Genomic DNA, 23,251 nt, shown 5'->3' with positions numbered 1-23,251 from the left:
CTCCCGTTCGCGCCGCCCGGACTTAGACGGCGAGCCAGGGATAGCGCGGCTCCTTGTAGAGGCGCCCAAAGTCCAAGCCGTTTTGGATCATGCAGCCTAAGAGCGCGACGAAAGCACCGTGGATCTCGGCGGGGACGGCGTCGGTCCCGGGATCAAGCAGCCCCGGCCCGTTGTTGTTGGCTTCGGCGGCCGCACACAGGTCATGTACCCGCCGGTCGATGTCGCGGCCGTGGAGGATCTCGCGGCGCTCAAGCACAAGCGCGAGGGCCGCCTCGATGCCGTACGCACCCCAATTCGAGATCGCCGCGATCACGAGGTGGTCCGGGATGAACGCCGGCACCACCGTGCCGCCGCAGGGACACTGACACTTCCGGCCATAGGGCACCGTGGCGACGACCGTGTCCTTGATGATCGCGCAGCCCAGCTCGTTGCCGCCGTCGCCGATACCGACCGTGTATGCACCGGCGGCCTTCCCCTTCGCGAACAGCACGTCCACCTTGGCGCAGTGGTCCGTGAGCCGCAACCCCTTGGCCGCGTGATAGTGGCCGTGCTCGTTCGCGCCCGGGCGTTCGATCGCGATCATCGCCTTCGGCCGCACCCGCTGCACCAGATCCGCGGCCAGGACCTCGGCCTCTTCGGGGTCGGTCGGGAACGCGATGACCCCCGCCGTCGTCGGCAGCCGCAGCGTCTCGTCCAGGCCGCGCGCATAGAGTCCGGCCCCGCGGACCGCGGCGCGGCACATCTCGACGTGGGTGGCTTCCGTCACGATCACGGGTCTGGCGGCCAAACCTAGGACCAGCGCGCGGGCCAGCGTGGCCGTCCCGACCGGTCCGTCCTGCTCGCCGAAGAACCACGGGTACGTCGGCAGCCCGGTCGCGATGACGACGGCGTCGCCCGGCCGGACCCGCCGCGTCAACTCCCGCGCCGCCGCAAGACACAACGGGCCGTGCTGCGCCGCGCGTGCGGCGGAGTAGAGCGCGCGCACCACGCCGCGGCCTGTGATCTCGATGGAGCAGAGGCTGTCGATCGCCTCCCCGACGGTCAGCAGCTTTGCGTCCGCGTCCGGCACGCTCTCCGATCCTCCTACGCGGTCGCCGCGGCCGTCGGCCGGATGTTCTGATTCACCCGGAAGAGGTTCGTGGGATCGTAGCGGTTCTTCACCGCCACCAGCCGGTCGTACGTCGCCGCCCCGTAGGCCGCCCGCACCCGGTCCTGGCCTTCATCGCCGAGGAAGTTGAGGTAGGGCGCTCCGGTGGCGAACGGCTGCACGGCGTCGAACGTCCCGCGCACCCAATCGATGTGCGGCTCCGCCCGCTCCCCGCCGGTCCACAGGCCGACGATGTTCATCGCGTAGCGCGGCGTGCGGTGCCGGAAGGCCGTTGCCTCGGGGTCCACGCGGCTCACCGCGCCCTCGAGATGGTGGATGTGGAGCGTCGTAAACGGCGAGAGCGAGGACATGCGCGCGGTCTGCGCCACGAGGGCGTCGATCGCCGCGTCGGACAGGTCCGGGACGTAGTGCGTCTTCCAGTAGGAATGGATGCCGTACGGCGCGCTGGCATCGAACATGCCCTGGAGAATGGTGTACGGCACCGGTCCGACGTGGGCGACCGCGGGCGGCCCGAACGAGAGCAGCGGCCGCGCCGTCCGCTCGCCGTCGGCCGGCGGGCCCGCGTAGCACAGCGCCACCGCGAGCATCGGGGTCCCGTGCAGCGCCGCCGGAATGAACGGCAGGGGCGGCGCGGTGATGAACGCCGCCATGGTTGTCATCTCGTCCGGCAGCGTGGCGACCCATTGGTTATAGAACCGCAGCACGTTCCCCGCGGCGGCCGCGGGATGGAACACGGCGCCGCCGATCACGGCCGGCCCCACCGGATGGAGCCGGTACTCGAACGACGTGACGATGCCGAAGTTTCCACCGCCCCCGCGCAGCGCCCAATACAGGTCCGGGTGGCTCATCGCGTTTGCCGTCAGGAGCCGCCCGTCGGCGGTGACGACGTCGGCGGAGAGCAGATTGTCGATGGTGAGCCCGTGCTTACGCATGAGCCACCCGATGCCCCCGCCGAGCGTGAACCCGCCGATCCCGGTCGTCGTCACCAGCCCACCGGTCGTGGCGAGTCCGAACGCCTGGGTCTCGCGGTCGAACTCTCCCCAGGTGAGGCCCGGCTGGGCCCGGGCGGTGCGCGTCTCTGGGTTGACCCGGATGCCCTTCATCGGCGAGAGATCGATGACGATGCCCCCGTCGCACGTGCCGAATCCGGCGACGTTGTGTCCGCCGCCCCGCACCGCCGTCAACAAATCGTGGGCGCGGGCGAACCGGACCGCGGCAAGCACGTCGGCCACGCCCCGGCACCGCGCGACGACAAGGGGTCGCTTGTCGATGTATCCGTTCCACACGGCGCGGGCGGCATCGTAGCCGGGGTCGCCCTGGGCGAAGACCTCACCCGCGCACTGTCCTCTCAACTCATCGACCGGCACGCCCCCCGATCCACCGTCCATTCGATCTTCCTCCCCCCGATGAAACCCTACCGTCCTTCCCCGAATGTGCCTTCGACGCCGGAGCGGAGAACAACTGCCGGATACCGCTGGGTATGATGAGATCGGGGGGCCGGCCGGTCCTCCCGAGGAGGCGACGAAGATGCTCGAGCAGATGTTGACCCGCATTAGCGCGGCGCAGGAGCGCGCCGGCGTCAAGACGGTGTTTGGTGAACCCTACCAGGTGAACGGCCGCACCATCATTCCGGTCGCCCGGGTCCGCTACGGTTTCGGGTTCGGTCTGGGGCGCCGCAACGGGGCGGAGAAGGCCCACGGCGAGCCGGACGAGGGTGGCGGCGGTGCGGGCGCGTCCGTCCGGCCGGTCGCCGTCCTCGAGGTCGGCGCGACGGAGACCAAGGTCAAACCCATCCTCGACGTGACCCGGCTCGTGTTGGGCGCCATGCTGCTCGCGGCCTGGAACGTGTTTTGGATTTCCTACACCGTCCGCCGGGTCCGCGCGAAGGAGTTCGCGGGCGATTGACGTCGCGAGATGCGGGTGCCTACGTCAACGCCCGCACCTCGTCGGGATTTATTCTCTGCCGGTCTTCCGGGCGATCATCGCGTCCGCCAGCGGGCACGGGGCGTTCCGGATGGCGACGCTCACCAAGGATGCCTTCCCGGATTCGCGGGCCCGGCGGATGGCCGGGGCGATGCCCGCGGGCTCGTTGACGTGCTCGCCGTGGCCCCCCAGCGCCTCCACCACGGCGTCGTAGCGGGCCGGCCGGAGATCAGTCCCCGCCGCTCTGCCGTAGTAGGCCAACTGGAAGTTCCGGTCAATGCTCCAGGCCGCGTCGTGCCCCATCACCGCGGTGAAGGCCAGACCGTGGCGGACGGCCGTGTCGTACTCGATGCCATAGAAGCCGAAGGAGCCGTCGCCGATGAGGAGCAGGACGTCGGCCTCCGGCCGGGCGAGCTTGGCGGCCAGGGCATAGGGGACGCCGCAGCCCAGCTGTCCCAGCGGCCCGAGGCGCAGCCACCCGCCGGGGTTCCGCGCTTTCAGGTAACTCCGCGCCCACCCGGCAAAATCCCCGCCGTCGACGACGATCACCGTCTCGCCGGTCGTAAATTTCTCGACGTCGAGCAGGACGCGCATCGGATGCAGGGGCGCATCGTCCGCGGCCAGCGACTCGAACCGGCGGCGCTGCGCGGTCCGGGCGGCCGCGAGCTCCCGGGTCCATGATGCGACGTTCGTCCACGTGCCTTCGCGCGCTGCGGCCGTCATCTGCGCGACGACCGCGCCGACGTCACCGGCGATTCCCACCTCGACGCCTCGGTTCCGGCCGATGTCCGCCGGTGCCGCGTCGACCTGAATCAGCTTGGCGCCGGGGTGGAAAAACGGGGGCATGCCGTAGCGGTACCGGTGGTCGAGACGCTTGCCGAGCAGCAGGATCGCGTCGGCCTCGCGGAAATGCTTCGCGGCGTCGTTGAGCGCCGGATCCGCGTAGCCGAAACACAGCGGATGATCGTCCGACAGGAGCCCGCGCGCCTGTTCGACCGTGAAGCACGGCAGCATCGTCGTTTCGACGAACTCCCGGAGGGCGGCGGGGCCGACGCTGTGCCGCGCGGCGTTGGCCGCGATCACCACCGGCCGCGCGGCGCGCCGGAGGATCGTCACCGCGCGTTGGACCGCCGCGGGGTCGCCGGCGGAACGGCCGGCCTCCCTGTATTCACGGGGAGAATACCGCGGCAGGTCCTCCTCGCCGGCGGCCTGCTCCTGGATGTCGATCGGGATCGTGAGATGCACCGGGCCCCGTCGCCCCTCCAGCGCGGTGCGGAACGCGGTCGCGACCATGTCGGGGATGCGGCGGCGATCGAGGACCATCCACGATCCGCGCGCGGCCGGCGCGGCGAGGCCGACCTGATCGATTTCCTGGAACGCATACATCCCTCGCTCGGCGAGTTCTCCGCATCCGGCGATCAGGATCACGGGACTCTCGCTCGCGTAGATCGCGGGCAGCGCCGAGATTGCGTTGGCGAAGCCGGGACCGCCCGTGACCAGCGCGACGGCCGGCTCTCCGGTGACGCGGGTCCACGCGTCCGCCATATGCAGCGCCGATGCCTCGTGCCGGGTGTCCACGAGATCCAGTCCTTCGTCGATCGCGGCATCGCAGATGGGCAGAATGGTGTCTCCGACGATCGTAAAGAGCTTCCGAACGCCTTCGAGCGCCAGACACCGGAGCAGCAGGTGCGCCCCCCGCAGAGCCATGTCCACATCCTCCGTCGGGCCTCAATCGCGTCTCCCGGCACCTTCAAGCGCCGCCCGGCCGCGCCCTGCGTGCGCAGGAGGACGAGGACGGTCACGCCAATTCCCGCACCACAAGGGACGGCGCACGGGGAGGGGTGAAGTGCCGGGACGGTCGCGCGGCACGCGGGTGCATCTCGTCGCCACCGCGTTCGGCGTCGCGGTGCTGCTCGCGGCCGTCGGGTCGCCCACCGGGGCCCTTCCGGACGAGCCGGCGACCGTGACCGGTATCGTCACGCAGGCGAGCCGGGACGAACTCGAGGTCGTCATCCGGACCTCGGCGCCCGTCCGGTATCAGCTGCAGACCGTGCGCCCGGACTGGATCGTGATCGACGTTCTCGCCGCCCGGCTGGGCCTGCCCGCGGGCACCGTACACAGCGCGCAGGGGGTGGTCGAGCGCGTCCGGGTCGGGCAGTTTGCCCCGGACGTCGTGCGGGTGGTCGTGGAGTGCGCGCACCCCGTGCAGTTCCACGTGACGGCGGCTCCGGGGGCGGGCGGTGTCGTCGTCGGCATTCCGCACGGGAGTGGAGCGCCGGCGGTCGGGGCCCCGGCCGGAGCCCCGGCCGCTGCGGCAGGTACCGCGACCGGCGTGACCACGATCGTTCCCGGCCGGAGCATCGGCGGCGTGCGCTTGGGCATGGCACTGGCCGACGTCGTCGCGGCGATGGGGCCCGCGAAGAACACGGCGGCGTTGCCAGGCGTCGGTGCCGACTACACCTGGTATGCGCCTTCCTCGCCGTCAGGCCTCGGCATCCGGGTGACGGACGCCGGCCTGGTCCGGCAGATCTGGGTCCTCAACGACATAGCCTATCGGACGCGCGACGGCCTTCACGTGGGCAGCACCGAGGTCGAGGTCCGCGCCGCGCTGGGCGCGCCGTCGTGGACCCTCGCGGTCACGTCCGGGGGCGAGAGCAACACCCTCATGTACGATGCCCTGGGGGCATGGTTCAGCGTCCGGTCGAACGCCGGGAATGCGGCCCACACCGTCGTGTTTCGCATCGACGTGGTGCAGCCGCACCCCGGCCCGTAGCTCAGGGCAGCGCCTGTACGAGCTTCTTGAACTCTTCCTCCGTGAACGCCCGCAGCGTCTCGGTCCGGATGTAGCCCATCGCGCCGGCGCCGAGGGCTCCTGCGGCCATCGCCTCATCGTTCGGGGCCTCGGTGATCAGCACGCCGTCGTACTGGCCCATCGTCAAGTAGAACGCCTTTATCTCGGCGCCCCGCTGTTTGGCCCGTTTCTTCGCCTCTTCGAGGCGGCCTGGACCTCCCTTGATCTCCTGCGCGCCTTTTTGCGTGTATCGAAGGAGCGTGATGTAGGTAGGCATGCCCGTCCCTCCCTGGGACTGCGTGTGGGTTGCTCGCAGGTGCTTCGGGCTTGTTCTCGGAGGACCTCCGGGGCGAAAGGAAACGGGAGCGTCACGCCGAACCACAGTCCTTTACCCGGAGTCCGGCGCGCCGGCGGCCCGAAGAGCGCGCCGCCGGCGGCGTCGTCCAAGTCGGTTCGGAGCAGGAAGGGTGTCCGATGGAGTACACACTGGTGGTTTTCTCCGGCGTCGCGCAGGCGGCTGTGCCGGCGTTTCGCATGCTCGACGACATGGCCTCCCACATCTACGCCGCGGTGGTCGGTCCGTTCGCGCGACTGATCCCCCCGCACGCGGTGCCCGCGCTCGCGGCCCCCGGTCCGGCCGCCACGCTGATCACCGTCGGCGCCGTCGCGGTGGTGCTGGTTGTTGTCGGGATTGTGAGCCTGCGCGTGTCCTGAAGGTGCTACCGCACCACGATCGCGGCCTTCATGCCGAACTGGTCGTGTACGGCGCACGTGTACTCGAACGTCCCCTTTTCCGTGAACGTGAGCGAGTAACGCCTCACCCCAGGACCGTCGGTCAGCATGAACCCGGAATTGTAGAACCCCGCGCCGCGGTGAACGCCCCCGCCGGAGGGTGCCATGACGTCCGGGGTCACAAGCAGCGTGGGCGGGCCCTGCGGTTGCGGCCGCATCGTCGCGATGTCGAAGTACCGCTTCCCCACCCCGAAGGACACGGTGTGTAACTCGGTCGGATCCTGCATCAGCCAGGTCACGGTATCCCCTCGATTGATCGTCAGGGTCTGCATGGGGAACCGGTAGACCGTCGCGCCGTCTTTCGTGGAACCGACAAGGCTCAGCGCGTAGACGCGCCGTCCACCGGCCACCGCGACCACGGGTTTGGCGGCCGTCGTGCGAAGCGCCGCGGCCTTGGCCAGAGCCGCCTGCGCCTCCGCGGCGGCCACACGGTCGTATTGCGCCTGCGTCGCCGGGTACGGGCTCCCCGCCGGCTGGACGATGACGGTGCCCCCCATTCCCGGATGGAACATGCATAGATATTTGTAGGTGCCGGCCTTCGTGAAGGTCAGCGTGAACGTCTTTGGAGCATTGGGGTCGGTGAGCAGGGCGCCGCCGCTGATGGGCCCTGCGCCGTTATAGATCTTCTCCGGCGATCGGAAAAACACGGCGGAGTTCCACAGGAGCTGGCCCTTGGTCTTTCCGGGAATCATCAGGTCCGGCGGCGTCTGTCCGGCCGGGAAATAGACGGTGTGCTCGGAGGCGGCCAGGTTCCAGTGAACGGTATCGCCGGCGTCGATGGTGATCTCCTTCGGGAGGAAGCGCAGGGCCTGATCGGCCAGGCTTGAGGTCGCGGCCCCGACCTCTACGTTCCAGCTCCTCGCGGCGTGTGCCCGGGGCGGTACGGGAACCAGCAGTAGGGCACTGACCATCAGCACGATTGCGACGAACACGCGCATGCGTCTCCCCCCTTTTACGATTTCGGTCTTCCTTGCCCGCGGTCCGGTGGCGGCGCGGTCCGGCTCGATGCCCGCGCCGGGCCTTCACGGCTCGCCGAGGACCTTGAGGTTGTATCTCGCTTTGAGTTCGGGAATCCACTCCGGCAGGAACTCGAGTCCGTACCGGCGGCCGAGCTCGTCACGGCGTGCGGCGAAATCCTCGGGTCCCGTGGCCGCGTGGGCAATCTCGTCCAGTTGCCCGAAGAATCGCTCGAACCCGGCCGGCCAGATGAGCTCGATCAGGCGGGCCGGCCCGGGCCCGGGATTCCAAAACGTGTGGGGAACGTTCCGAGGTTTGAAGACGTAACTCCCCGGACCGGCGGTAGCGATCGCGTCGCCGATCCTGATCCCAAAAGTACCCGTCACTACGTAGGACAATTCGTCTTCGTTGCGGTGGACGTGCGGCGGAACAAGGCGCCCCGGTTCCATGGGGTGTTCCACGATCGAGAGTCCGCCGGAGGTGCTCGCGCCCCAGATCTTGAAGTCGACGCCGAGGCCGCCGAGATCCGCTTTTCTGCCCTCATCCGGTCCGACGATCAACGGCCCCCGCTCGGTCTCCGGCATCGCGCCCCCCGCTCACGGCTTGGATTTTTAGACTACACAGGTGTATACTGAAATCTAGCAGATTTTGAGGACGGCGTCAATATGGGAATACATAGCCGATCATCGAAAGTTAGGAAAAAAAGGAAGTACGTACTGAAACGGCGGGCTGAGGGGCAGCAAGAAACCAGCCGGCGCATCGTCGAGGCGACCGTGGCCCTGCATGAGAGCCTCGGACCGCTTGCCGCGAGCATCAGCGCGATCGCGCGCCGCGCCGGCGTCGAGCGGCTCACGGTACGCGCCCATTTCCCGGATCAGCACGCCCTGTTCGAGGCCTGCACCGCGCTGTTCTTCACGCACAACCCCGCACCGGATCCCCGGCGCTGGAGCGGGATTGCGGATCCCAGGGCGCGCCTGAGGGAGGCGCTCACGGACCTCTACGCCTTCTACGGCCGAACCGAACGGATGCTGGAAAACGTCACCAGGGATGCGCGACTCGCGCCCGGCCTTGTCGGGGTCGGGTATGGCAAGATGCTCTCCCGCGTGCGATCGGCGCTGACCGGAGGTTGGACTATTGATCATGAATGCGAGCCGGTGTTTCAGGCGGCCCTCGGCCACGCGCTCCATTTCACGACGTGGCGTTCGCTGGTCCGCGACCACGGGCTCAGCGACGATCAGGCGGTGGAGCTCATGGTGCGCCTCGTGACAGACGCGGGCGCGGCGGGTGCGAGACGCGATTGACCGGGGTCAGTGCTGCGTCGACGGGTCGAGCGCGTCGACGCCTTCGGCGATCATGAGTCCCCAACTCGGCGTCGGCGGCTGCACCCCGAGGCCGAGGAAGTTCAGCCCCGCTTCGGCGATGATGAACGTGGGCACCAGCAACGTCGCCATGATGATGATCGGCGCGACGATGTTGGGCAAGAGATGCGCGACGACGACATGCCCCTCCGAGGCGCCGAGACTCTTCGCGGCCTGGACGAACTCCCGGTGCCGCAGGGCGAGCGTCTGCCCGCGGGCCACGCGGGCGACGTCCAGCCAGCCGACCAGCGAAAGCGCCAGAATGATCGCCGCGACGCCGCCCGTACTCTGGTTCAGGGACCGCAGCCAGGCCAGCGGGCCCGAGCGCACCGCCGGCAGAAACGCGGTGAAGAACGTCTGCAGGAGCACGACCAGCAGCAGGTACGGGATCGCGTACACGATGTCGACGACGCGCATCAGCCGCTCATGGAGACCCGCGCGCCGTACATGAGCCGGCTCAGCAGATCGCGGCCCAGGGCGTCGGTTCCCGCGACATGATGCCGGTCCGGCGACGCATACGTCGCCAGAAGATCCTGGGTGTCGGAGCGGTAGGGAGCGAGCGTGGGGGCCCGGCGGCGACCAGCAGCACGACGGCAAGAAACGCCGCCCCGACCACGGCCAGGCGGTGCCGCGCGAATCGCGCCAGCGCGCGGCGGTGCCCCCGCCGGGGATTGGCGCCCGCCGCGGGACCGCCGGACCGGAGCAGGGAGCTAGCCGTACCGCACCTGGGGGTCGAGCAGCGCGTAGGACAGATCGACGAGGATGTTCATGGTGATGATGATGACCGCGAAGAGCAGGGCGAGCGCCAGCAGGACGGGGTAGTCGCGCCCCGTCGTCGCGGTGACGAAGTAGCGGCCGATGCCCGGAACCCGCGTGATGGTCTCGACGAATGAACGACCCGGTGACGACGTCCGCGACCAGGATGCCGGAGACGGTCGCGATCGGCGTGAGCGCGTTCCGCAGCGCGTGCCGGACGACGACGCGGAAGCGCGTGCGATTAATGTTCCATGAATCTTGTCTAGAATCCGATCCACGTGGGCATTGACCTAAGCATGGACAGTCAGGACGGCCAGGGCGAACAGGAACAGGTGGCCTCGGATTACGTACTGCTGGGCCTTGGATTCATGTTCGTTCTGGTCATGGTGTCCGCGGTGTTGGGAAACCCGATCGCGTACGCCATCCGACACATCGGCGCCTGGGCCGCCGGTCTGAACCCGCGGTAATTACTCCTCCCCCAGGGTAGGACCGGCGCGGCGAGCGGGTCAGGACCTCCTGACCCGCTTCTTCTTTGAGGGCCGGGCGTGTCAGTCGTTGAGCATCATCAGGTCGAAGCCGCGAAGACGCTCGGGGTCGGCGACGAGGTCGATGGTGACGATCCTCCCGCGGGCAATCGCAAAGCTGAAGACGACACTCGGCCGTGCGCCGGGAGCCCACACGAGTCCCGCGGCTCCGTTCACGAGCGCCGGCTGTGCGGCGCGTGGGATGCGTGGGGTTCGTTGTATGAGTGCAAAAACTTGAGGGATGTGTTTCCGAGGACCGCATCAGGGAGGTCCTGCACGAGCTGGGTTGATATCGCCAAACCGAACCCGAACTTGCGCCCCTCCCTTACGATGCGTGTTACGGGGCTTCGTGGTCTTCCCCTTTCGATTGGCCTGGTTGTACTCAACTGCCTTCCGGACGAGTGCCTTTAGTGCTCGCTCATTCATTTTATCATGTCGAAGAAGTCAATCGCCCTCCACTGATTGCCTTCGAGGCCGGCGTTGAAGAGCTTGTCTGGATCAGGCAGGCTAGCGCCATGAACAAAAGTCAGCTTCACCTTTCCCTTGTGCGGGGTTGCAATCGCGACCATTCCATAGTGCTCCCACACGGGAGTACCCATCCACTTCCATTCCTCTGTGATCTCAGGATCCGCCTGGTGGATGATGGCACGGATCTCTTCGAAACGTTTGTCGCGCCAGTCGGTAAGGTCAGCGAAAGTTTGTCCACTTGTGCAGATGGGTTCTTCTCACTCTTCTTCATGCTTCAACGACCTCAGGTGTGTCCAATCCACGCCACTTTCTAACGAAACCGATATGAGGAAGGACACTGGAGTTGAGGCCACGGTTGGCCAGTACTCTCTCCACTCCCTCCAGGTCGGGCCGTGCTCCCCGGACCTCCCCGCGCATGTCCTCCTTGGTGAGCAGCTTGAAATCCTTCTTCGGGTTCTTCAGCAGCCTGTAGAAGCTCCTACTCCCTCCGCCACCGGAATCCCAAGATAAATAAGCCCTAGCGCGTGTCCCCTCACGACGCTGTCACTGCATGAGCCCGATGATGTTACCGTCTGCGTCTTTTACCCATGCCGTCAACTTACCCCCGCCGACATCTTTGACCGGTTGCTGTAATTGCGCGCCGGCGTCCAGGAGTAGTTGCACACTCTTCCTGATGTCGGTGACTTGCCAGTAGCCGACGGGCCCCGTCATGCCTTTGCTGTGGCCGTTGGGATCTAGACCTATCTCTTGTTCTCCCACTCTGAAGCCAACGTAATATGCCCCGTCCACGTAAGGCTCTGCACCCAAGAGCCGGCTGTAGAGTGTCTTTGCCCGGGCCACGTCTTTGACGGGAAAGACGAGCAATCTGATGCCCTGATCCATGAAATACTCCCCCTTATCACATCGATTGGGTTTCGCTCGTCCCTATGATGACGGATCTCGACCAGAGAATGTGACCGATGAGCGAACACGAATGGCTGGCCGGTTCAACGGGCTTATTCAGGCGTCGTAGCAAGACGGCCGCCGAAAGGGAATCGAAAGCGTCGCCCCGTAATTGGGCAAATCCGCGGGTCCGAGCCGATGAACTTTGGAGCCGAAGCCCGGAAGGCAGGTGGCGAACGTGGCGTGGTCCCTCAAGGGCACCTATTTTGAGAACTGCAACTGCAATATGGTCTGCCCGTGTACTACCTCCGGGCTCACCATGCCCGCCGACAATGAACGGTGCCGGGTCGTGCTCGCGTTCCACGTCGACTCCGGCAAAGTTGACGGGGTCGACGTCGGCAATCTGAGTGTGGCGGTGCTCGCCGACACGCCCCGAGAGATGCTGAGCGGCAAGTGGCGCGTCGGTGTGTTCATGGATGCCGCGGCGTCGCCGCAGCAGGCCGAGAAACTCGGCGCCGTGTTCTCCGGACAATTGGGCGGCCCGATGGCCGGCCTCGTCCCGCTGATCGGGGAGATGCTGGGCGTGGAAACGGTGCCGATCCGTTATCAGGACGACGGCCGCCGGCATCGCGTCACGATCGGCAGCGCCGTCGACATCGAGATCGAGGATTTCGTCCCGCCGCACAGCAACACGGGCGAGGTCTCGAAGCTCACCGGACTATTCCATCCCGCCAACTCGACGTTGACGATCGCCAGGGCCACGACGTCGCGGGTCAAAGCCTTCGGCCTCGAATTCTCAAACGACGGCAAGAACGGCCACTCCGCGCCGTTTTCGTGGGCCGCGTGACGGAAGCCCTGTAGGTAGCGGAGCCCAGGCTGATGCAGGCGGCCATTTTCTCGCGTGACCGGTCCGTTGTTGTCGCGGGCATCGCAGGGCTGACGGCGCTCGCGTGGCTTGACCTCTGGCGCCGGATCGGCGAGATGACGCACGATCCCGGCATGGGCGTGAGTATGGTTATGGTTATGCCGAGTGCGATCGCCTGGAGCATCCCGGATCTCCTGGCCGCCGGCGCCATGTGGAGCGTCATGATGGTCGCCATGATGCTGCCCTCGGCGACGCCGATGCTGCTCTTCTTTTCCGGCGCGCAGCGCGCGCAGCAACGGGCGGGAGCCATCGGAATTTCGGCGGGGCTCTTTGCGGCCGGATTTCTCTTGATGTGGGGCGCCTGGGCTTGGCTCGCGGCCGGACTCCAGTGGGCGCTGCAGGCGGGTCTCGTCCTGACCCCGCAATTGACGGTGGCGCGACTCCCTCTCGCCGCCGCGTTTCTCGTCGTGGCCGGCCTCTACCAGCTCACGCCGGTCAAGCACGCATGCCTCGCCCGATGCCAATCGCCGCTCGGCTTCCTGTTTACACGGTGGCGAAGCGGTGCTTGGGGCGCCGCGCTGATGGGCGTCCGCTACGGCGCCTACTGCGTCGGGTGTTGCTGGGCGCTCATGGGTGTGCTGTTCGTGGTTGGGGTGATGAACTTGCTGTGGGTCGCCGTGCTTGCCATCTTCGTCCTCCTGGAAAAGACGGCGCTACGGGGTCCCTGGCCCGGCCGCGTCACGGGCATCGCGCTGATCGCGTGGGCCCTGTATCTTCTGCGTGTGCCCGCGATGTAGCCTGGCAGCAAACTGCGGCAGGGGAGGCTGATCACATGGCGGTCCGCATTCTTCCGGTGGACGCCCGCGTCGTCACCTCGGATGTCCAGCAGGCGTTCGACGACGCGGCCAGGCGCGGTGCACCGAATCCGGCGCTCCTGCGGATCCTTGCCCGGCACCCCGGCGCGCTCAATGCGTTTTACGCTGGCTGGCAGGAGACGTTCTACGGCGGGATCGTCGACCATCCGCTGAAGGAGCTGATGCGCGTTCGGATGGCGCGCCTTCGGAACTGCGGGTATTGAAGCGGCGTCCGCTCCGCCGTGGCGGAGCAAATGGGCATTGATCAGGCCAAGATCGACGCGACCTGGGACCCGCGTGATCCGATCTTCACCGGACGCGAACGCGCGGCCCTGGAGATGGCCACGATGTTCACCGAGGACTACCGGGCCATCGGGGATCAGCACATGGAGCGCTGGAAAGAGCATTTCAGCGACGAGGAATTGATCGAACTCGGCGCGTCCATGGCGTTCGCCGACGGATTTGGCAAGCTTGTGGAGATGTTAGGCTTGGGACAGGCCGACCAGACTTGTCAGTACGAGATTTGAGTCGTCGGCATTATGGGAATGTGAGCGCGACGGGCTGACTTACCGCCCGGGGCCGAGCCGGAAGTTCGTGTAGTCGATCTCCAGCGACGCGTCGAACTTCGGTGTGTACAGGTACTGGTGGGTGAGGATCCAGGTTTCGTTCATTCTCGTGAACCGCTGTTCCGCGTCGAGGCGGCCCCATCCGTACTCCACCGTCCCCGAGGTGACGAGCCCGCGATCGTAGTCGACCCACGCCGTCAGTGACTTGACGTTGTCGGAAGGGTTTCGGGCCGTCCCCTGGACCAGATAATATCGACGTCCGTCCACTTCTCTTTCGCCCGTCACCTGAAAATTGAACTGGGCCAAGACCGCCTCGAGCGGCTGGCTGCTCTCGAACAGCTGTCCCACGGCCATCCGATTGGCAACCCAGCACATGGCGCTGGACCCCCCCTGATTGACCGTGAGGGTCTGACGGCCGCCCTCGATTTGCAGCGTGCCGCGGAACTCGCAGTCCGGCGCGGCGGTCACGGGCTTGTGGATCCGGAGCTTGAGGGCCGCGTCGGCGGACGCCGTCGCCGGCGCGTGCGCCTGCGCCGCGAGTACGCGATTCAGAACCTGGTCGGGCGTGGGGACGGCAGCCCCGCCGGCCGGCACGGGGCCGGCCTGGAGGATGCACACCGTCACGGCGAGCGCCAGAGCCAGCGCCGCGGCGGCGCGCGGCGGTTGCCGAGGTTCCATCCGCGTCTCCATGAGATGCCATCCCGTGTTGCGCCTTCAGTCCATGCTACACAAGTACAGTATCCCCGTAATCCGCGCCCCTCTGCTTGGAATCCGTTCAGGTCTTGGTACGTCTGTGCAGCCGTTTGGCTACAATTTGGCTAACGGGTGCGCCGTGGATGCGAAGGGGGGAGGCCGCTATGGTCAGGCTCGAGGAGATCGCGAGGCACGTGGACGGCAAGCGCGATGCCTTCGTGGCGCTGGCGGACCGGATTTGGCGACTCGCCGAGATCCGTTTCAATGAACACCAGTCCGCCGCCGCGCACGTCGCGGCACTGGAAGAAGAAGGCTTTCGCATTACCCGGAACCTGGCCGGAATGGAGACTGCCTTTGTCGCGGAATCCGGCGGAGGCGGTCCGGTGATCGGGTTCCTCGGCGAGTATGACGGATTGGCCGGGTTGAGTCAGGACGCCGGGGTTGCCGAGCCGCAGACCTCGACCCCCGGGGCCGTCGGCCACGGCTGCGGCCATAACCTGCTCGGCGCCGGGGCCGCACTCGCCGCCGTGGCGTTGCGCAACTGCCTGATGGCCGCCGGGATCAAAGGCACGATCCGATTCTACGGCTGTCCGGCCGAAGAGGGCGGCTCCGGCAAGACGTTCATGGCGCGCGCCGGCGCCTTCGACGACCTGGATGCCGCGGTCTCCTGGCATCCAGGTTGCTTCGTGGGGGTCATGTCGCGGAGCTCGCTGGCCAACTTTCAAGTCTACTGGCGGTTCGCCGGGCGCGCTTCCCATGCCGCCGGCGCGCCGCACCTCGGGCGCAGCGCGCTCGACGCGGTGGAGCTGATGAACATCGGCGTGAACTTCCTGCGGGAACACATGCCGGCGAGCGCGCGCGTCCACTATTCGATCACCGACGCGGGCGGCGTGTCGCCGAACGTGGTGCAGCCGCGGGCGGAGGTTTTGTACCTGATCCGGGCGCCGGAGGTCGGGCAGGCCCGGACGCTGTTCGACCGCGTGCGCAAGATCGCCGACGGGGCCGCGTTGATGACCGAGACAGAAGTCGATCTCGAGATCGACAAGGCCTGCTCCAACATCGTGCCCAACATGACGCTGGCCGCGGCGATGCACGACAATCTGACACGCATCGGCACGGTCCCGTTCGACTCACAGGACGTCGCCTTTGCGGAGCGGATCAGGGCGACGCTAACCCCGGACCACGTCGCCCACAGCATCGAGATGTACGGGACCCCGGAAGCCGCGTCGGCCGTGCTCTACGGCGCACCGGTGCCGCTGGATCCCACCCCGCGTCTCCTCGGCGGTTCCACCGACGTTGGCGACGTCAGCTGGATCGTGCCGACCGTCCAGATGTGGGGCGCCTGCTTTGCGGTCGGGACGCCGGGCCACTCCTGGCAGCTCGTGGCGCAGGGCATGTCGCCCGCCGCTCACAAGGGCATGGTCCACGCGGCGAAAGTGATGGCGGCCACCGCGTTGGACGCGATCCGCGACCCCGCCCTGCTGCAGCGCGCCAAAGCCGAGCTCAAGGAGCGGGTCGGCGGTGGGGGGTACAGGTGCCCGATTCCCGACGAGGTGGTACCTCCCCCGCTGCGGCGCCTACGTGGACGCGCAGATGACTAACGGGTGCAGCCGTTATGCTTCGCGCTCCTCGCGCCTGGCCGCCGAAGTCGACCAGGAAGATGCCGGCCAGCGCGGAAAACATGCGGCTGAGCATGAGAGGGGCCCCGAGCGGTCCCTCAAATCTTTTGCAGCCAATCCATTCGTGCACGTGACGGTCCAGCGGCGACCAGCTTCGCCCGCACTGCCGATCACCGCCAGGGTGCGGGCAAGAAGGTGACACCACACGATCGCCAAAGATAACCGAAAGGAGCGGACAGCGGGGTCTGACGCGACCGTACCTGTCGTCCACGCGAATCATCTGACCTTCCTCCCGGAGCCTACGGCCCCGCGGTTCTTCCTGTGGTCGGCCTCCCCGGCAAATCCGATCGGTCCCGTGCCTGCCGTCTCAGCTCTCCTGGTCCATGGAACTCCGGCAAAGGCTAGGATCGTAGACGAGTCCCTTGCCGCACGAGAACACGAAGGGACGACGATCCCGCTGCTCGAGGCGCTCCCTCTCCTGGCCGCCGTGACGAGCGAGGAAGCCGAGCGCGCACCGGCATCGGTCGCAGCCTGGAGCTACGCCGCGAAACTCGCCCTTGAACTCATCGGACGCGAGCGCGTGGTGCCGCGGCTGCAGCCGCGACCAGACGGCGGAATGGAGGCGCGCTGGGGTATCGCGCTCTCGCTGTCCAACGATGCCGACCGCGCGAAGACGCTGGCACAGGTGTTTCCGCCTGCGGCCCACGCGGTGCCCGTGGTGGCGGAGGCCCCGGCCGTGCGTGGGCGCGGCCGAACGGGCTCCGCCACGCGGGTCCCGGTCTGGGCGCCGGACGCACTCCTCCGCACCTTTCTCGACATGGCGGCGGACGGGATCTTGCGCGCGGCTGCTGTACCGGGCGGCACGCGGCACGGTGGAGCACCCCGGCAGAAACGCGAGGCGGCCCCGCTTCCATGGGAACAGAGATTCGTGGCCGCGCTGACGTCGAGAGACGCAGCGTTCGAGACGGTCGGCTTCCGCGACCGCGGGTTGCTCGACGAGGTGATGAACTGGAGCCGGCCGGCGCTCGGCGTCGAGCCCGGCGCTGCACGCGCATGCCTGCGGCTTGAGCTGCCGGAAGTTAAAGGAGACAAGACGGACGCAGCCCGATCCCCGGACGGCCGCGCCGCCGGCCCGTTCCACCTCCGCTATTTCCTCCAGGCGCCCGATGACCCCAGCCTCCTTGTCCCGGCCGGCGAAATCTGGAACACGCGCGGGAAGGCGTTGCGACACCTGGGGCGCGTTTTTGAGGAACCGCAGGAGCGTCTCCTCCGGGCTTTGGCCATTGCGGCGCGCGTGTTCCCACCGATCGAGCGAAGCCTTCGCGAGACTCGACCGGCGGGGGTGATGCTGGACTCCGGAGAGGCTTGGACATTCTTGACCGAGGCCGCGCCGGTTTTAGGCGAGGCCAGCTTCGGCGTCATCCTGCCGGCCGAATTCACGCGTTCGGGACGGCGGCGCCTCCGGCTCCGCATGCGGATCAGCGGCGGAGCCGCACCGGCGGGCGTCGCTGCTGGAGCTGCACGCGGCCTTTCGCTCCAAGGGCTACTCGCCTTCCGGTGGGAGGCGGCGCTCGGGGATGACGCGCTTTCTCCGGCCGATCTGGCTGCGCTCGCCCGGCTCAAGGCGCCACTCGTGCGCTGGCGGGGACAGTGGGTCGCGGTGGATCCCTCGGAACTCAAGGAGGCTCAGCGGTTCCTGCGTGAGGGAGAGGGCCGGTTGCCTGCTGCGGATGCGCTCTCGGCGGCACTCGCCGGGTCGACCCGAAGCGCCTCCACGGCCATCCCGGTTGACGTCGTGCCGAACGGTGACTTCGCGGGCGTGCTCAGCCGGTTGCAGGCCGGAGCCGGCGACATCACACTACCGGCCGCGCACGGCCTGCACGGCACGCTGCGTCCCTATCAGGAGCGCGGTGTCGCCTGGCTGTGGTCGCTGGCATCGCTGGGTCTCGGAGCGTGCCTAGCCGACGACATGGGCCTTGGGAAGACGGTCCAGGTGCTCGCATTCCTGCTCGCGCGGCGGCAGGCGGCGCCGGAGGACGCCAAGCCCAACCTGATTGTGTGTCCCACGTCCGTCGTGGGGAACTGGGAGCGTGAACTCACCCGGTTCGCTCCATCGCTGCCCATCTTGCGCCATTACGGGACGGAGCGCGCACGGTCTCCGGAGGCGTTCGCAGACGGTCAGGCCGGAGCCGTCGTGCTGACCACCTACGGCCTGCTCCGCCGCGACGCCGAGGTGTTGTCCGCGGTCGACTGGGCGGTGGCAGTGCTCGATGAGGCGCAGAGCATCAAGAACGCGGCGTCCCACACCGCCCGGACGGCGCGGGCGCTGCGCGCGCAGCATCGCTTCGCGCTGACCGGCACGCCGGTAGAGAACCGGCTCGCAGAACTCTGGTCCATTCTGGAATTTGCCACACCGGGGCTCCTCGGCCGCCTCGAGACGTTCCGCCATCACTACGCGGTGCCGATCGAGCGGTACCGGGACGAGGAAGCCGCGGAGCGGCTCCGGCGGATCGTCCACCCGTTCATCCTGCGCCGGCTCAAGAGCGACCCGGCGGTGATCCAGGACCTGCCGCCTAAGAACGAGATAAAGGTCGTCTGCTCGCTGACCAGGGAGCAGGCCACGCTCTACCGGGCGGCCGTGGACGACGCGATGCGGACGATCAAGGAATCCGAAGGCATCCAGCGGCGAGGCCGCGTGCTCGCGCTCATCACCGCCCTCAAGCAGATCTGCAACCATCCCGCGCAGTACCTGGGCGAGTCGGCGCCGCTCGCCGGCCGATCCGGCAAGCTCGCCCGGCTTGGGGAGATGCTGGAGGAAGTCCTCGCCGGCGGCGACCGCGCGCTCATTTTCACCCAGTTTCGCGAGACGGGCGACCGGCTGGTCGCCTACCTCAGCGACCTGCTCATGACGGAGGTGCTGTTCCTGCACGGCGGTGTCCCGCGAGCGGCGAGGGAGGGGATGGTGCAGCGCTTCCAGGAGGATGAGCGGGGCCCGCGCGTCTTCGTACTCTCACTCAAAGCCGGCGGAACGGGGCTCAACCTCACCGGAGCGACCCGTGTGTTCCACTTCGATCGCTGGTGGAACCCCGCAGTCGAGGACCAAGCCACGGACCGTGCCTACCGGATCGGGCAGAAGAGGGCCGTCCAGGTGTACAAGCTCCTTGCCGCCGGCACGGTGGAAGAGAAGATCGATCGCATGCTGGAGGACAAGCGCGATCTCGCCTCGCGGATCGTGGGCGCGGGCGAGCACTGGATCACGGAGCTGGACGACGCCGCGCTGCGCGAGCTCTTCACCCTGTCGGCCGACGCCGTCGTGGCGGCGGACGAGGGGAACGGAGCGTCCGCCCGCGCGCCCCGGCCCGCGAATTCGCTGAGCCTACGGCGTGCGCCGGCACCGCGCCGGCGAGCCCGCCGCCCCAGCCTCACCGCGAGGGTTTCGTCGTGAGCCGACGTGGCCGCACCGAGTATTGGGAGCCCTGGGACGGCTCGGGCTGGTATCCGCCGGCACCGCCGAAGCAGCCTCCTCCTGCGCACGGCATCAAGGTCAAGAAAATCGCGACGACTTGGTGGGGCCAGCGCTGGATCGAGGCGCTGGAGAAGGTCTCGCGGGAGTACGCGAATCGCCTCGCGCGAGGCCGGACGTATGCCCGCGCCGGCCGCGTGCACGACCTCGAGATCGCCTCGGGCAAAGTCTCCGCGCACGTCACCGGCTCGCGGCCGACCCCGTACAGGGTGACGCTGCACCTTCGCAGTTTCTCCTCCGCCGTCTGGGCCAAGGCCCTGGCCGCAATGGCCAGGGAGGCGATCTTCGCCGCCCAGCTCCTCGCGGGGGAGATGCCGAAGGACATCGACAAGGCATTTCAGGCCGTCGGCGTCAGCCTCTTCCCCGTCAAGCGGGACGATCTGAAGACCGAATGCTCCTGTCCGGATTGGGCGAACCCGTGCAAGCACGTTGCGGCGACGCATTACGTCTTGGGTGAAGCGTTCGACAGAGACCCCTTTCTCCTGTTCGAGCTCCGCGGGCAGACCCGGGCGCAGGTGCTCGACGCGCTGTGCCGGCTGCGGGCCGGCGCGGGTGCAACCGAGCGGGCCAAGGGTCGTGCGACCGCCGCCACAAGCGTGTCACTGGACAAGACCGCGGCCGAGGGCTTTGAGCGATTCCGCGCGCGCCTCACATCACTTCGCTTTCGGATCGACGCACCAGCGGTCCATGCGGCTGTCCTACGCCAGCTCAGTGCGCCGCCCTCGTGGTCGCTTCATGAATCCCCCGCGGAGGCTCTCGGCGCCGCGTACGAAGCGGGGGGCACTCTGGCCCGACACCTCGCTCTCGCCGGCAACGGCAGGATGACAGGTAGCGAACCCCACGGCCGTTGACCGTATTGATCCCAAGGCCGACATTTCAGTACAGTATCCGTGTACAGATAGGGAGCGTGATAGCACGGGCTCCTCCATACGTCGCCCACGGTGGCGATTGTCGTGCTCGCTGGACTCCTGGTGGGGGAGATGCTGGGATTCTACGAGCTGGACACCACGAGGGTGCTGTTCTTGCTGGCGGGAATCGCTTTCCTCGCCTACCACTTCTACGGGCACCCGGCTCACCCGGTCTCGTCCTTCCTCAGGCTCTTCGCCCACAGTACACTCGCCTTCATCCCGACAACCCACGCCGTGATCACCGGCGCGCACCATTAAGCTGGTCGTGTCGGGTTCCGGACCGTCGACGTGGCTCTGGGCAGGTTTCACGTGAGAGGCCAGCGCAGGAGTCGGAACGGCCCACCGACTGCGGAGGTTATTGTTCATGCCTATATATTGTGACTACAAGATACCACGCGGGCTGGAGCGTGTCCGCGTCGAGCGCGACAATGTAGGCCGCGACGTAGCCCCCCATAGCCCCTCAACCTGAGCCGCATGCAATACTGAGAAAGGAGTTCTCCGAGCAGTGACCTGGCAATAGATATGCTTGGGCGCCGCATCGAAATACCGGACGAGTGCCGGGCATAGTCCCTCCATCCCTCCCGACCGGTACCAGTGGCCCTCGCGATCCTCGCGCGCCCACTCCAGGACGAATCGGTACCCCAACCCGGGGCTCTCGTGGTCGCCGAACGTCACCGTGAACGGCTGCCGCGGCCGCAACCCCGCCCCTTGAAGGACCCGATCGATAATCTCTGGCGCCCGCGCGACGAACGGTTTCGCCCAGAGCCCTCTTTGCGAATCGTCGAACACCCATCCCCCATCGTGCCAGTAGGCCTTGATCGTGTTCAACACATTGCCCAACCGCGCTCCTCCCTGCTGCCCCCCCTCGGCGTCGTACACGTGCGACTCTGTCGCATCCGGCCCCTCCACGACATGAAGTCGGAGTCTGTCCTCAGGCGTCAGGCTCATGAGCGTCTCCTCCCTCGCACGCCGTGACCCAGCGTCCACCTCTCACCGAAAAGCCAAAAACCCGGCACCTGGGTTCCGGCCGGGTTCGCCATTCGCTCCCCGCCGCCCAGGCGACCATCTACGGGCGGCGGATCATCGCGTCCGAAAGGACGCGGCTCGCGATAGCGTTCCAAATCGACTTGTCCCCGCCCCCCGCGTCCGATGGAGCGAATCGTAGCGGCGATCAGCCTTGTGTTCCAAACCATTGGGGCAGGTCCGAGGTGGGTTGTGAATGCACAATCAGGAGCGGCTAGTGTCAGCGGAGGGCGTTCGGCCTCCCCGACGTCCAATCCTGCTCGACAGGCACCCTTGTGTACCGCCGCGCGGTGTTTGCGCGGCCTGGTAGATAATACCGGGGTGCGGCACCTACAGGCGCCCGGGCACGTCATGGGCCTCGGTCACGGCGGCGGAGCCTCCATTTTGCGGGACGCGACCCGCGGGTTGTCGCCGTCCCTCATGGGGAACGCCTCGAAGACCCGCTGCAGATGCCCCGGGGACGCGGTTTGAATCGTTTAAGCACTCTACCACGCGACGAGCCGCGCGCGCTGCGGCACGACGTTGTACCCGTGGCCCGCCACCGTGTCGATGGCGTCCATCTGCACGTCGATCAAGAACGTCCGTATTCCCAGATCAACATCGCGCCGTCGCGTTCTCGCGGTGATGGCGACTTGCACCGGCTGGGCGCGCTCCCTGCCGAACGAACGCCCAACCCGAAGGCACATAGCGAGGACCGTCGGGTCGGCTGCCGCTCCTTGCCCGATCACGTCGTGACGTCTTGCCTGGAGAGACCTGAACTCCGGAGAAATCCAATGGGGTCGTGCCGCCCAGGTCGTCTCGCGGCTCCGACCACGTCTTCGTTGGACCCTAATCACGGATTTCATCTTGGTAAGAGTTGTCCTTGCCGATGGTTCATGAGCATGAATGGCCCTAGCAATTTCTCCGGCCGTGAGTGGCCCCGGGCCTATGCGGAGCGCCCGGTCAATCCGCTCGGGCAATCCCGTCATTCGCGTTCTCCTCCCGAATCTCTGCCGTCAAATTGGATTCACGGCGAGCAATGTCGGGGGGAGTGAATGTTCAAGAGCGGAGGCTAAATAGTATTCGAGACACATTTATCGAAAATTTCCACTTGGACGTAGATTATGGCGATCCTGTTCTCAAGGCTCCAGTCGACCTAACGAGGAATAACGTCCTCGACAAGGAACAGCTTCGAGCATTTGAATGTGGCAGTTTCCGTTAAATGCTATCGCGCCTTGTTCATGGACGCCTGAGGAATCTCAAGTAGAAAGCTGCGAACACCAAGACAATGCCAATATTCACTGTCAGCCGTTCCCAGAATCGGTTTCTGAAGAACATGAAATCTACACCGACTATGACCGCTGCCATCGCCACCACGTAAAACACGACAGCTACCTGTCTGCCCATTTCAGCTTATATTATCACAGTGGCCGCGCTGAAGGCGGCGAGGTGGACATCGTCCGGCCACGGGTCGTGGTCGCCGCGCATACTGGCTCCCTGCGCCCCGTCCCCTGGGGCACCGTCGTCAGGAGCCGAGGATAAGGGACTTGTGCGCGCCTCGGCGATTAGTTCTCTATCCGGGGTGAGCCTCTGCTTTTCTGGCCCATTTCCCGGCTGGCTAGGTTGCGAAAGTCCTTATTTTACTAGGTCTGGAGCGGGAAA

Annotated in this window: 25 protein-coding genes, 1 pseudogene and 1 riboswitch; of the genes and pseudogenes, 13 read left to right on the top strand and 13 right to left on the bottom strand. The window is 67.0% G+C overall.

Annotation, left to right across the window (positions count from 1 at the left end):
- Positions 1 to 22 precede the first annotated feature (22 nt).
- Entirely contained in the window at positions 23 to 1,069 is a 1,047-nt protein-coding gene (locus VGZ23_08490; GenBank protein HEV2357632.1) for a glutamate cyclase domain-containing protein, read from the bottom strand.
- A gap of 14 nt (positions 1,070 to 1,083) precedes the next feature.
- Positions 1,084 to 2,496, bottom strand: coding sequence for an FAD-binding oxidoreductase (locus VGZ23_08485; GenBank protein HEV2357631.1), 1,413 nt, complete (start codon positions 2,494 to 2,496; stop codon positions 1,084 to 1,086).
- 139 nt (positions 2,497 to 2,635) lie between these two features.
- Here VGZ23_08485 and VGZ23_08480 point away from each other — a divergent pair, with 139 nt between their 5' ends.
- Complete coding sequence (locus tag VGZ23_08480) at positions 2,636 to 3,013, top strand: spore germination protein GerW family protein (protein ID HEV2357630.1); 378 nt, start codon at positions 2,636 to 2,638, stop codon at positions 3,011 to 3,013.
- Positions 3,014 to 3,061: 48 nt separating this feature from the next.
- Here VGZ23_08480 and VGZ23_08475 read toward each other — a convergent pair whose 3' ends face one another.
- Positions 3,062 to 4,738, bottom strand: coding sequence for a thiamine pyrophosphate-binding protein (locus VGZ23_08475; GenBank protein ID HEV2357629.1), 1,677 nt, complete (start codon positions 4,736 to 4,738; stop codon positions 3,062 to 3,064).
- 139 nt (positions 4,739 to 4,877) lie between these two features.
- Between VGZ23_08475 and VGZ23_08470 the strand changes: the two genes are divergently transcribed.
- On the top strand, positions 4,878 to 5,804 hold the full coding sequence (locus VGZ23_08470; protein ID HEV2357628.1) for an AMIN domain-containing protein: 927 nt from the start codon (positions 4,878 to 4,880) through the stop codon (positions 5,802 to 5,804).
- A 1-nt stretch (position 5,805) separates the two neighbouring features.
- Here VGZ23_08470 and VGZ23_08465 read toward each other — a convergent pair whose 3' ends face one another.
- Positions 5,806 to 6,099 carry a GYD domain-containing protein gene (locus VGZ23_08465; GenBank protein ID HEV2357627.1) on the bottom strand — a complete coding sequence of 98 codons (294 nt, stop codon included), beginning with the start codon at positions 6,097 to 6,099 and terminating at the stop codon, positions 5,806 to 5,808.
- A 197-nt stretch (positions 6,100 to 6,296) separates the two neighbouring features.
- Between VGZ23_08465 and VGZ23_08460 the strand changes: the two genes are divergently transcribed.
- Positions 6,297 to 6,536: a hypothetical protein gene (locus tag VGZ23_08460; protein ID HEV2357626.1), complete on the top strand. Its 240-nt coding sequence runs from the start codon at positions 6,297 to 6,299 to the stop codon at positions 6,534 to 6,536.
- 5 nt (positions 6,537 to 6,541) lie between these two features.
- Here VGZ23_08460 and VGZ23_08455 read toward each other — a convergent pair whose 3' ends face one another.
- Both VGZ23_08455 and VGZ23_08450 read right to left on the bottom strand, forming a co-directional pair.
- On the bottom strand, positions 6,542 to 7,552 hold the full coding sequence (locus tag VGZ23_08455; GenBank protein HEV2357625.1) for a plastocyanin/azurin family copper-binding protein: 1,011 nt from the start codon (positions 7,550 to 7,552) through the stop codon (positions 6,542 to 6,544).
- A gap of 84 nt (positions 7,553 to 7,636) precedes the next feature.
- Positions 7,637 to 8,155, bottom strand: a complete 519-nt coding sequence (locus VGZ23_08450; GenBank protein ID HEV2357624.1) for a cupin domain-containing protein — start codon at positions 8,153 to 8,155, stop codon at positions 7,637 to 7,639.
- An 81-nt stretch (positions 8,156 to 8,236) separates the two neighbouring features.
- On the opposite strand from VGZ23_08450, the gene VGZ23_08445 reads away from it, so the two are divergent.
- Positions 8,237 to 8,872 carry a TetR/AcrR family transcriptional regulator gene (locus VGZ23_08445; protein ID HEV2357623.1) on the top strand — a complete coding sequence of 212 codons (636 nt, stop codon included), beginning with the start codon at positions 8,237 to 8,239 and terminating at the stop codon, positions 8,870 to 8,872.
- A gap of 6 nt (positions 8,873 to 8,878) precedes the next feature.
- On the opposite strand, the gene VGZ23_08440 is transcribed toward VGZ23_08445, so the two are convergent.
- Together VGZ23_08440 and VGZ23_08435 are read right to left on the bottom strand one after the other, a co-directional pair.
- Entirely contained in the window at positions 8,879 to 9,346 is a 468-nt protein-coding gene (locus tag VGZ23_08440) for an ABC transporter permease (GenBank protein ID HEV2357622.1), read from the bottom strand.
- Between the two features lie 293 nt (positions 9,347 to 9,639).
- Entirely contained in the window at positions 9,640 to 9,963 is a 324-nt protein-coding gene (locus VGZ23_08435; protein ID HEV2357621.1) for an ABC transporter permease subunit, read from the bottom strand.
- Between VGZ23_08435 and VGZ23_08430 the strand changes: the two genes are divergently transcribed.
- The gene (locus VGZ23_08430; protein HEV2357620.1) at positions 9,964 to 10,152 is read left to right on the top strand and encodes a hypothetical protein; all 189 of its coding nucleotides are present in this window, start codon (positions 9,964 to 9,966) and stop codon (positions 10,150 to 10,152) included.
- 81 nt (positions 10,153 to 10,233) lie between these two features.
- On the opposite strand, the gene VGZ23_08425 is transcribed toward VGZ23_08430, so the two are convergent.
- The 3 genes and pseudogenes from VGZ23_08425 to VGZ23_08415 all read right to left on the bottom strand — a co-directional run bounded on the left by VGZ23_08425 (position 10,234) and on the right by VGZ23_08415 (position 11,559).
- Entirely contained in the window at positions 10,234 to 10,365 is a 132-nt protein-coding gene (locus VGZ23_08425) for a hypothetical protein (protein HEV2357619.1), read from the bottom strand.
- 105 nt (positions 10,366 to 10,470) lie between these two features.
- A pseudogene (locus VGZ23_08420) lies at positions 10,471 to 10,948 on the bottom strand (DUF1801 domain-containing protein).
- 272 nt (positions 10,949 to 11,220) lie between these two features.
- Positions 11,221 to 11,559, bottom strand: coding sequence for a VOC family protein (locus tag VGZ23_08415; GenBank protein HEV2357618.1), 339 nt, complete (start codon positions 11,557 to 11,559; stop codon positions 11,221 to 11,223).
- Positions 11,560 to 11,797: 238 nt separating this feature from the next.
- Here VGZ23_08415 and VGZ23_08410 point away from each other — a divergent pair, with 238 nt between their 5' ends.
- Genes VGZ23_08410 through VGZ23_08395 form a run of 4 tightly spaced genes read left to right on the top strand, consistent with a single transcriptional unit; the run spans position 11,798 to position 13,805 of the window.
- Positions 11,798 to 12,406 (top strand): DUF1326 domain-containing protein, encoded by a 609-nt coding sequence (locus VGZ23_08410; GenBank protein ID HEV2357617.1) that lies wholly within the window; start codon positions 11,798 to 11,800, stop codon positions 12,404 to 12,406.
- 32 nt (positions 12,407 to 12,438) lie between these two features.
- Positions 12,439 to 13,221: a DUF2182 domain-containing protein gene (locus tag VGZ23_08405; protein ID HEV2357616.1), complete on the top strand. Its 783-nt coding sequence runs from the start codon at positions 12,439 to 12,441 to the stop codon at positions 13,219 to 13,221.
- Between the two features lie 35 nt (positions 13,222 to 13,256).
- Positions 13,257 to 13,502, top strand: a complete 246-nt coding sequence (locus VGZ23_08400) for a hypothetical protein (GenBank protein ID HEV2357615.1) — start codon at positions 13,257 to 13,259, stop codon at positions 13,500 to 13,502.
- A gap of 30 nt (positions 13,503 to 13,532) precedes the next feature.
- On the top strand, positions 13,533 to 13,805 hold the full coding sequence (locus VGZ23_08395; protein HEV2357614.1) for a hypothetical protein: 273 nt from the start codon (positions 13,533 to 13,535) through the stop codon (positions 13,803 to 13,805).
- A 39-nt stretch (positions 13,806 to 13,844) separates the two neighbouring features.
- Here VGZ23_08395 and VGZ23_08390 read toward each other — a convergent pair whose 3' ends face one another.
- On the bottom strand, positions 13,845 to 14,522 hold the full coding sequence (locus tag VGZ23_08390) for a hypothetical protein (protein HEV2357613.1): 678 nt from the start codon (positions 14,520 to 14,522) through the stop codon (positions 13,845 to 13,847).
- A 179-nt stretch (positions 14,523 to 14,701) separates the two neighbouring features.
- Here VGZ23_08390 and VGZ23_08385 point away from each other — a divergent pair, with 179 nt between their 5' ends.
- From VGZ23_08385 to VGZ23_08370, 4 genes are all read left to right on the top strand, one after another.
- Positions 14,702 to 16,138, top strand: a complete 1,437-nt coding sequence (locus VGZ23_08385) for a M20 family metallopeptidase (protein ID HEV2357612.1) — start codon at positions 14,702 to 14,704, stop codon at positions 16,136 to 16,138.
- 373 nt (positions 16,139 to 16,511) lie between these two features.
- On the top strand, positions 16,512 to 19,601 hold the full coding sequence (locus VGZ23_08380; GenBank protein ID HEV2357611.1) for a DEAD/DEAH box helicase: 3,090 nt from the start codon (positions 16,512 to 16,514) through the stop codon (positions 19,599 to 19,601).
- Positions 19,598 to 20,530 carry an SWIM zinc finger family protein gene (locus tag VGZ23_08375; GenBank protein HEV2357610.1) on the top strand — a complete coding sequence of 311 codons (933 nt, stop codon included), beginning with the start codon at positions 19,598 to 19,600 and terminating at the stop codon, positions 20,528 to 20,530. The genes VGZ23_08380 and VGZ23_08375 overlap by 4 nt, the downstream gene beginning before the upstream one ends.
- A gap of 102 nt (positions 20,531 to 20,632) precedes the next feature.
- The gene (locus VGZ23_08370; protein HEV2357609.1) at positions 20,633 to 20,845 is read left to right on the top strand and encodes a hypothetical protein; all 213 of its coding nucleotides are present in this window, start codon (positions 20,633 to 20,635) and stop codon (positions 20,843 to 20,845) included.
- Positions 20,846 to 21,603: 758 nt separating this feature from the next.
- A riboswitch (cyclic di-GMP riboswitch) is annotated at positions 21,604 to 21,687 on the bottom strand.
- A gap of 408 nt (positions 21,688 to 22,095) precedes the next feature.
- Here VGZ23_08370 and VGZ23_08365 read toward each other — a convergent pair.
- The gene (locus tag VGZ23_08365; protein HEV2357608.1) at positions 22,096 to 22,248 is read right to left on the bottom strand and encodes a hypothetical protein; all 153 of its coding nucleotides are present in this window, start codon (positions 22,246 to 22,248) and stop codon (positions 22,096 to 22,098) included.
- Positions 22,249 to 23,251: the final 1,003 nt, after the last annotated feature.

It is taken from the genome of bacterium, from assembly GCA_035945995.1.
Classification (GTDB): Bacteria; Sysuimicrobiota; Sysuimicrobiia; order Sysuimicrobiales; family Segetimicrobiaceae; genus DASSJF01.
This window is presented reverse-complemented; position numbering and strand designations above follow the sequence as displayed.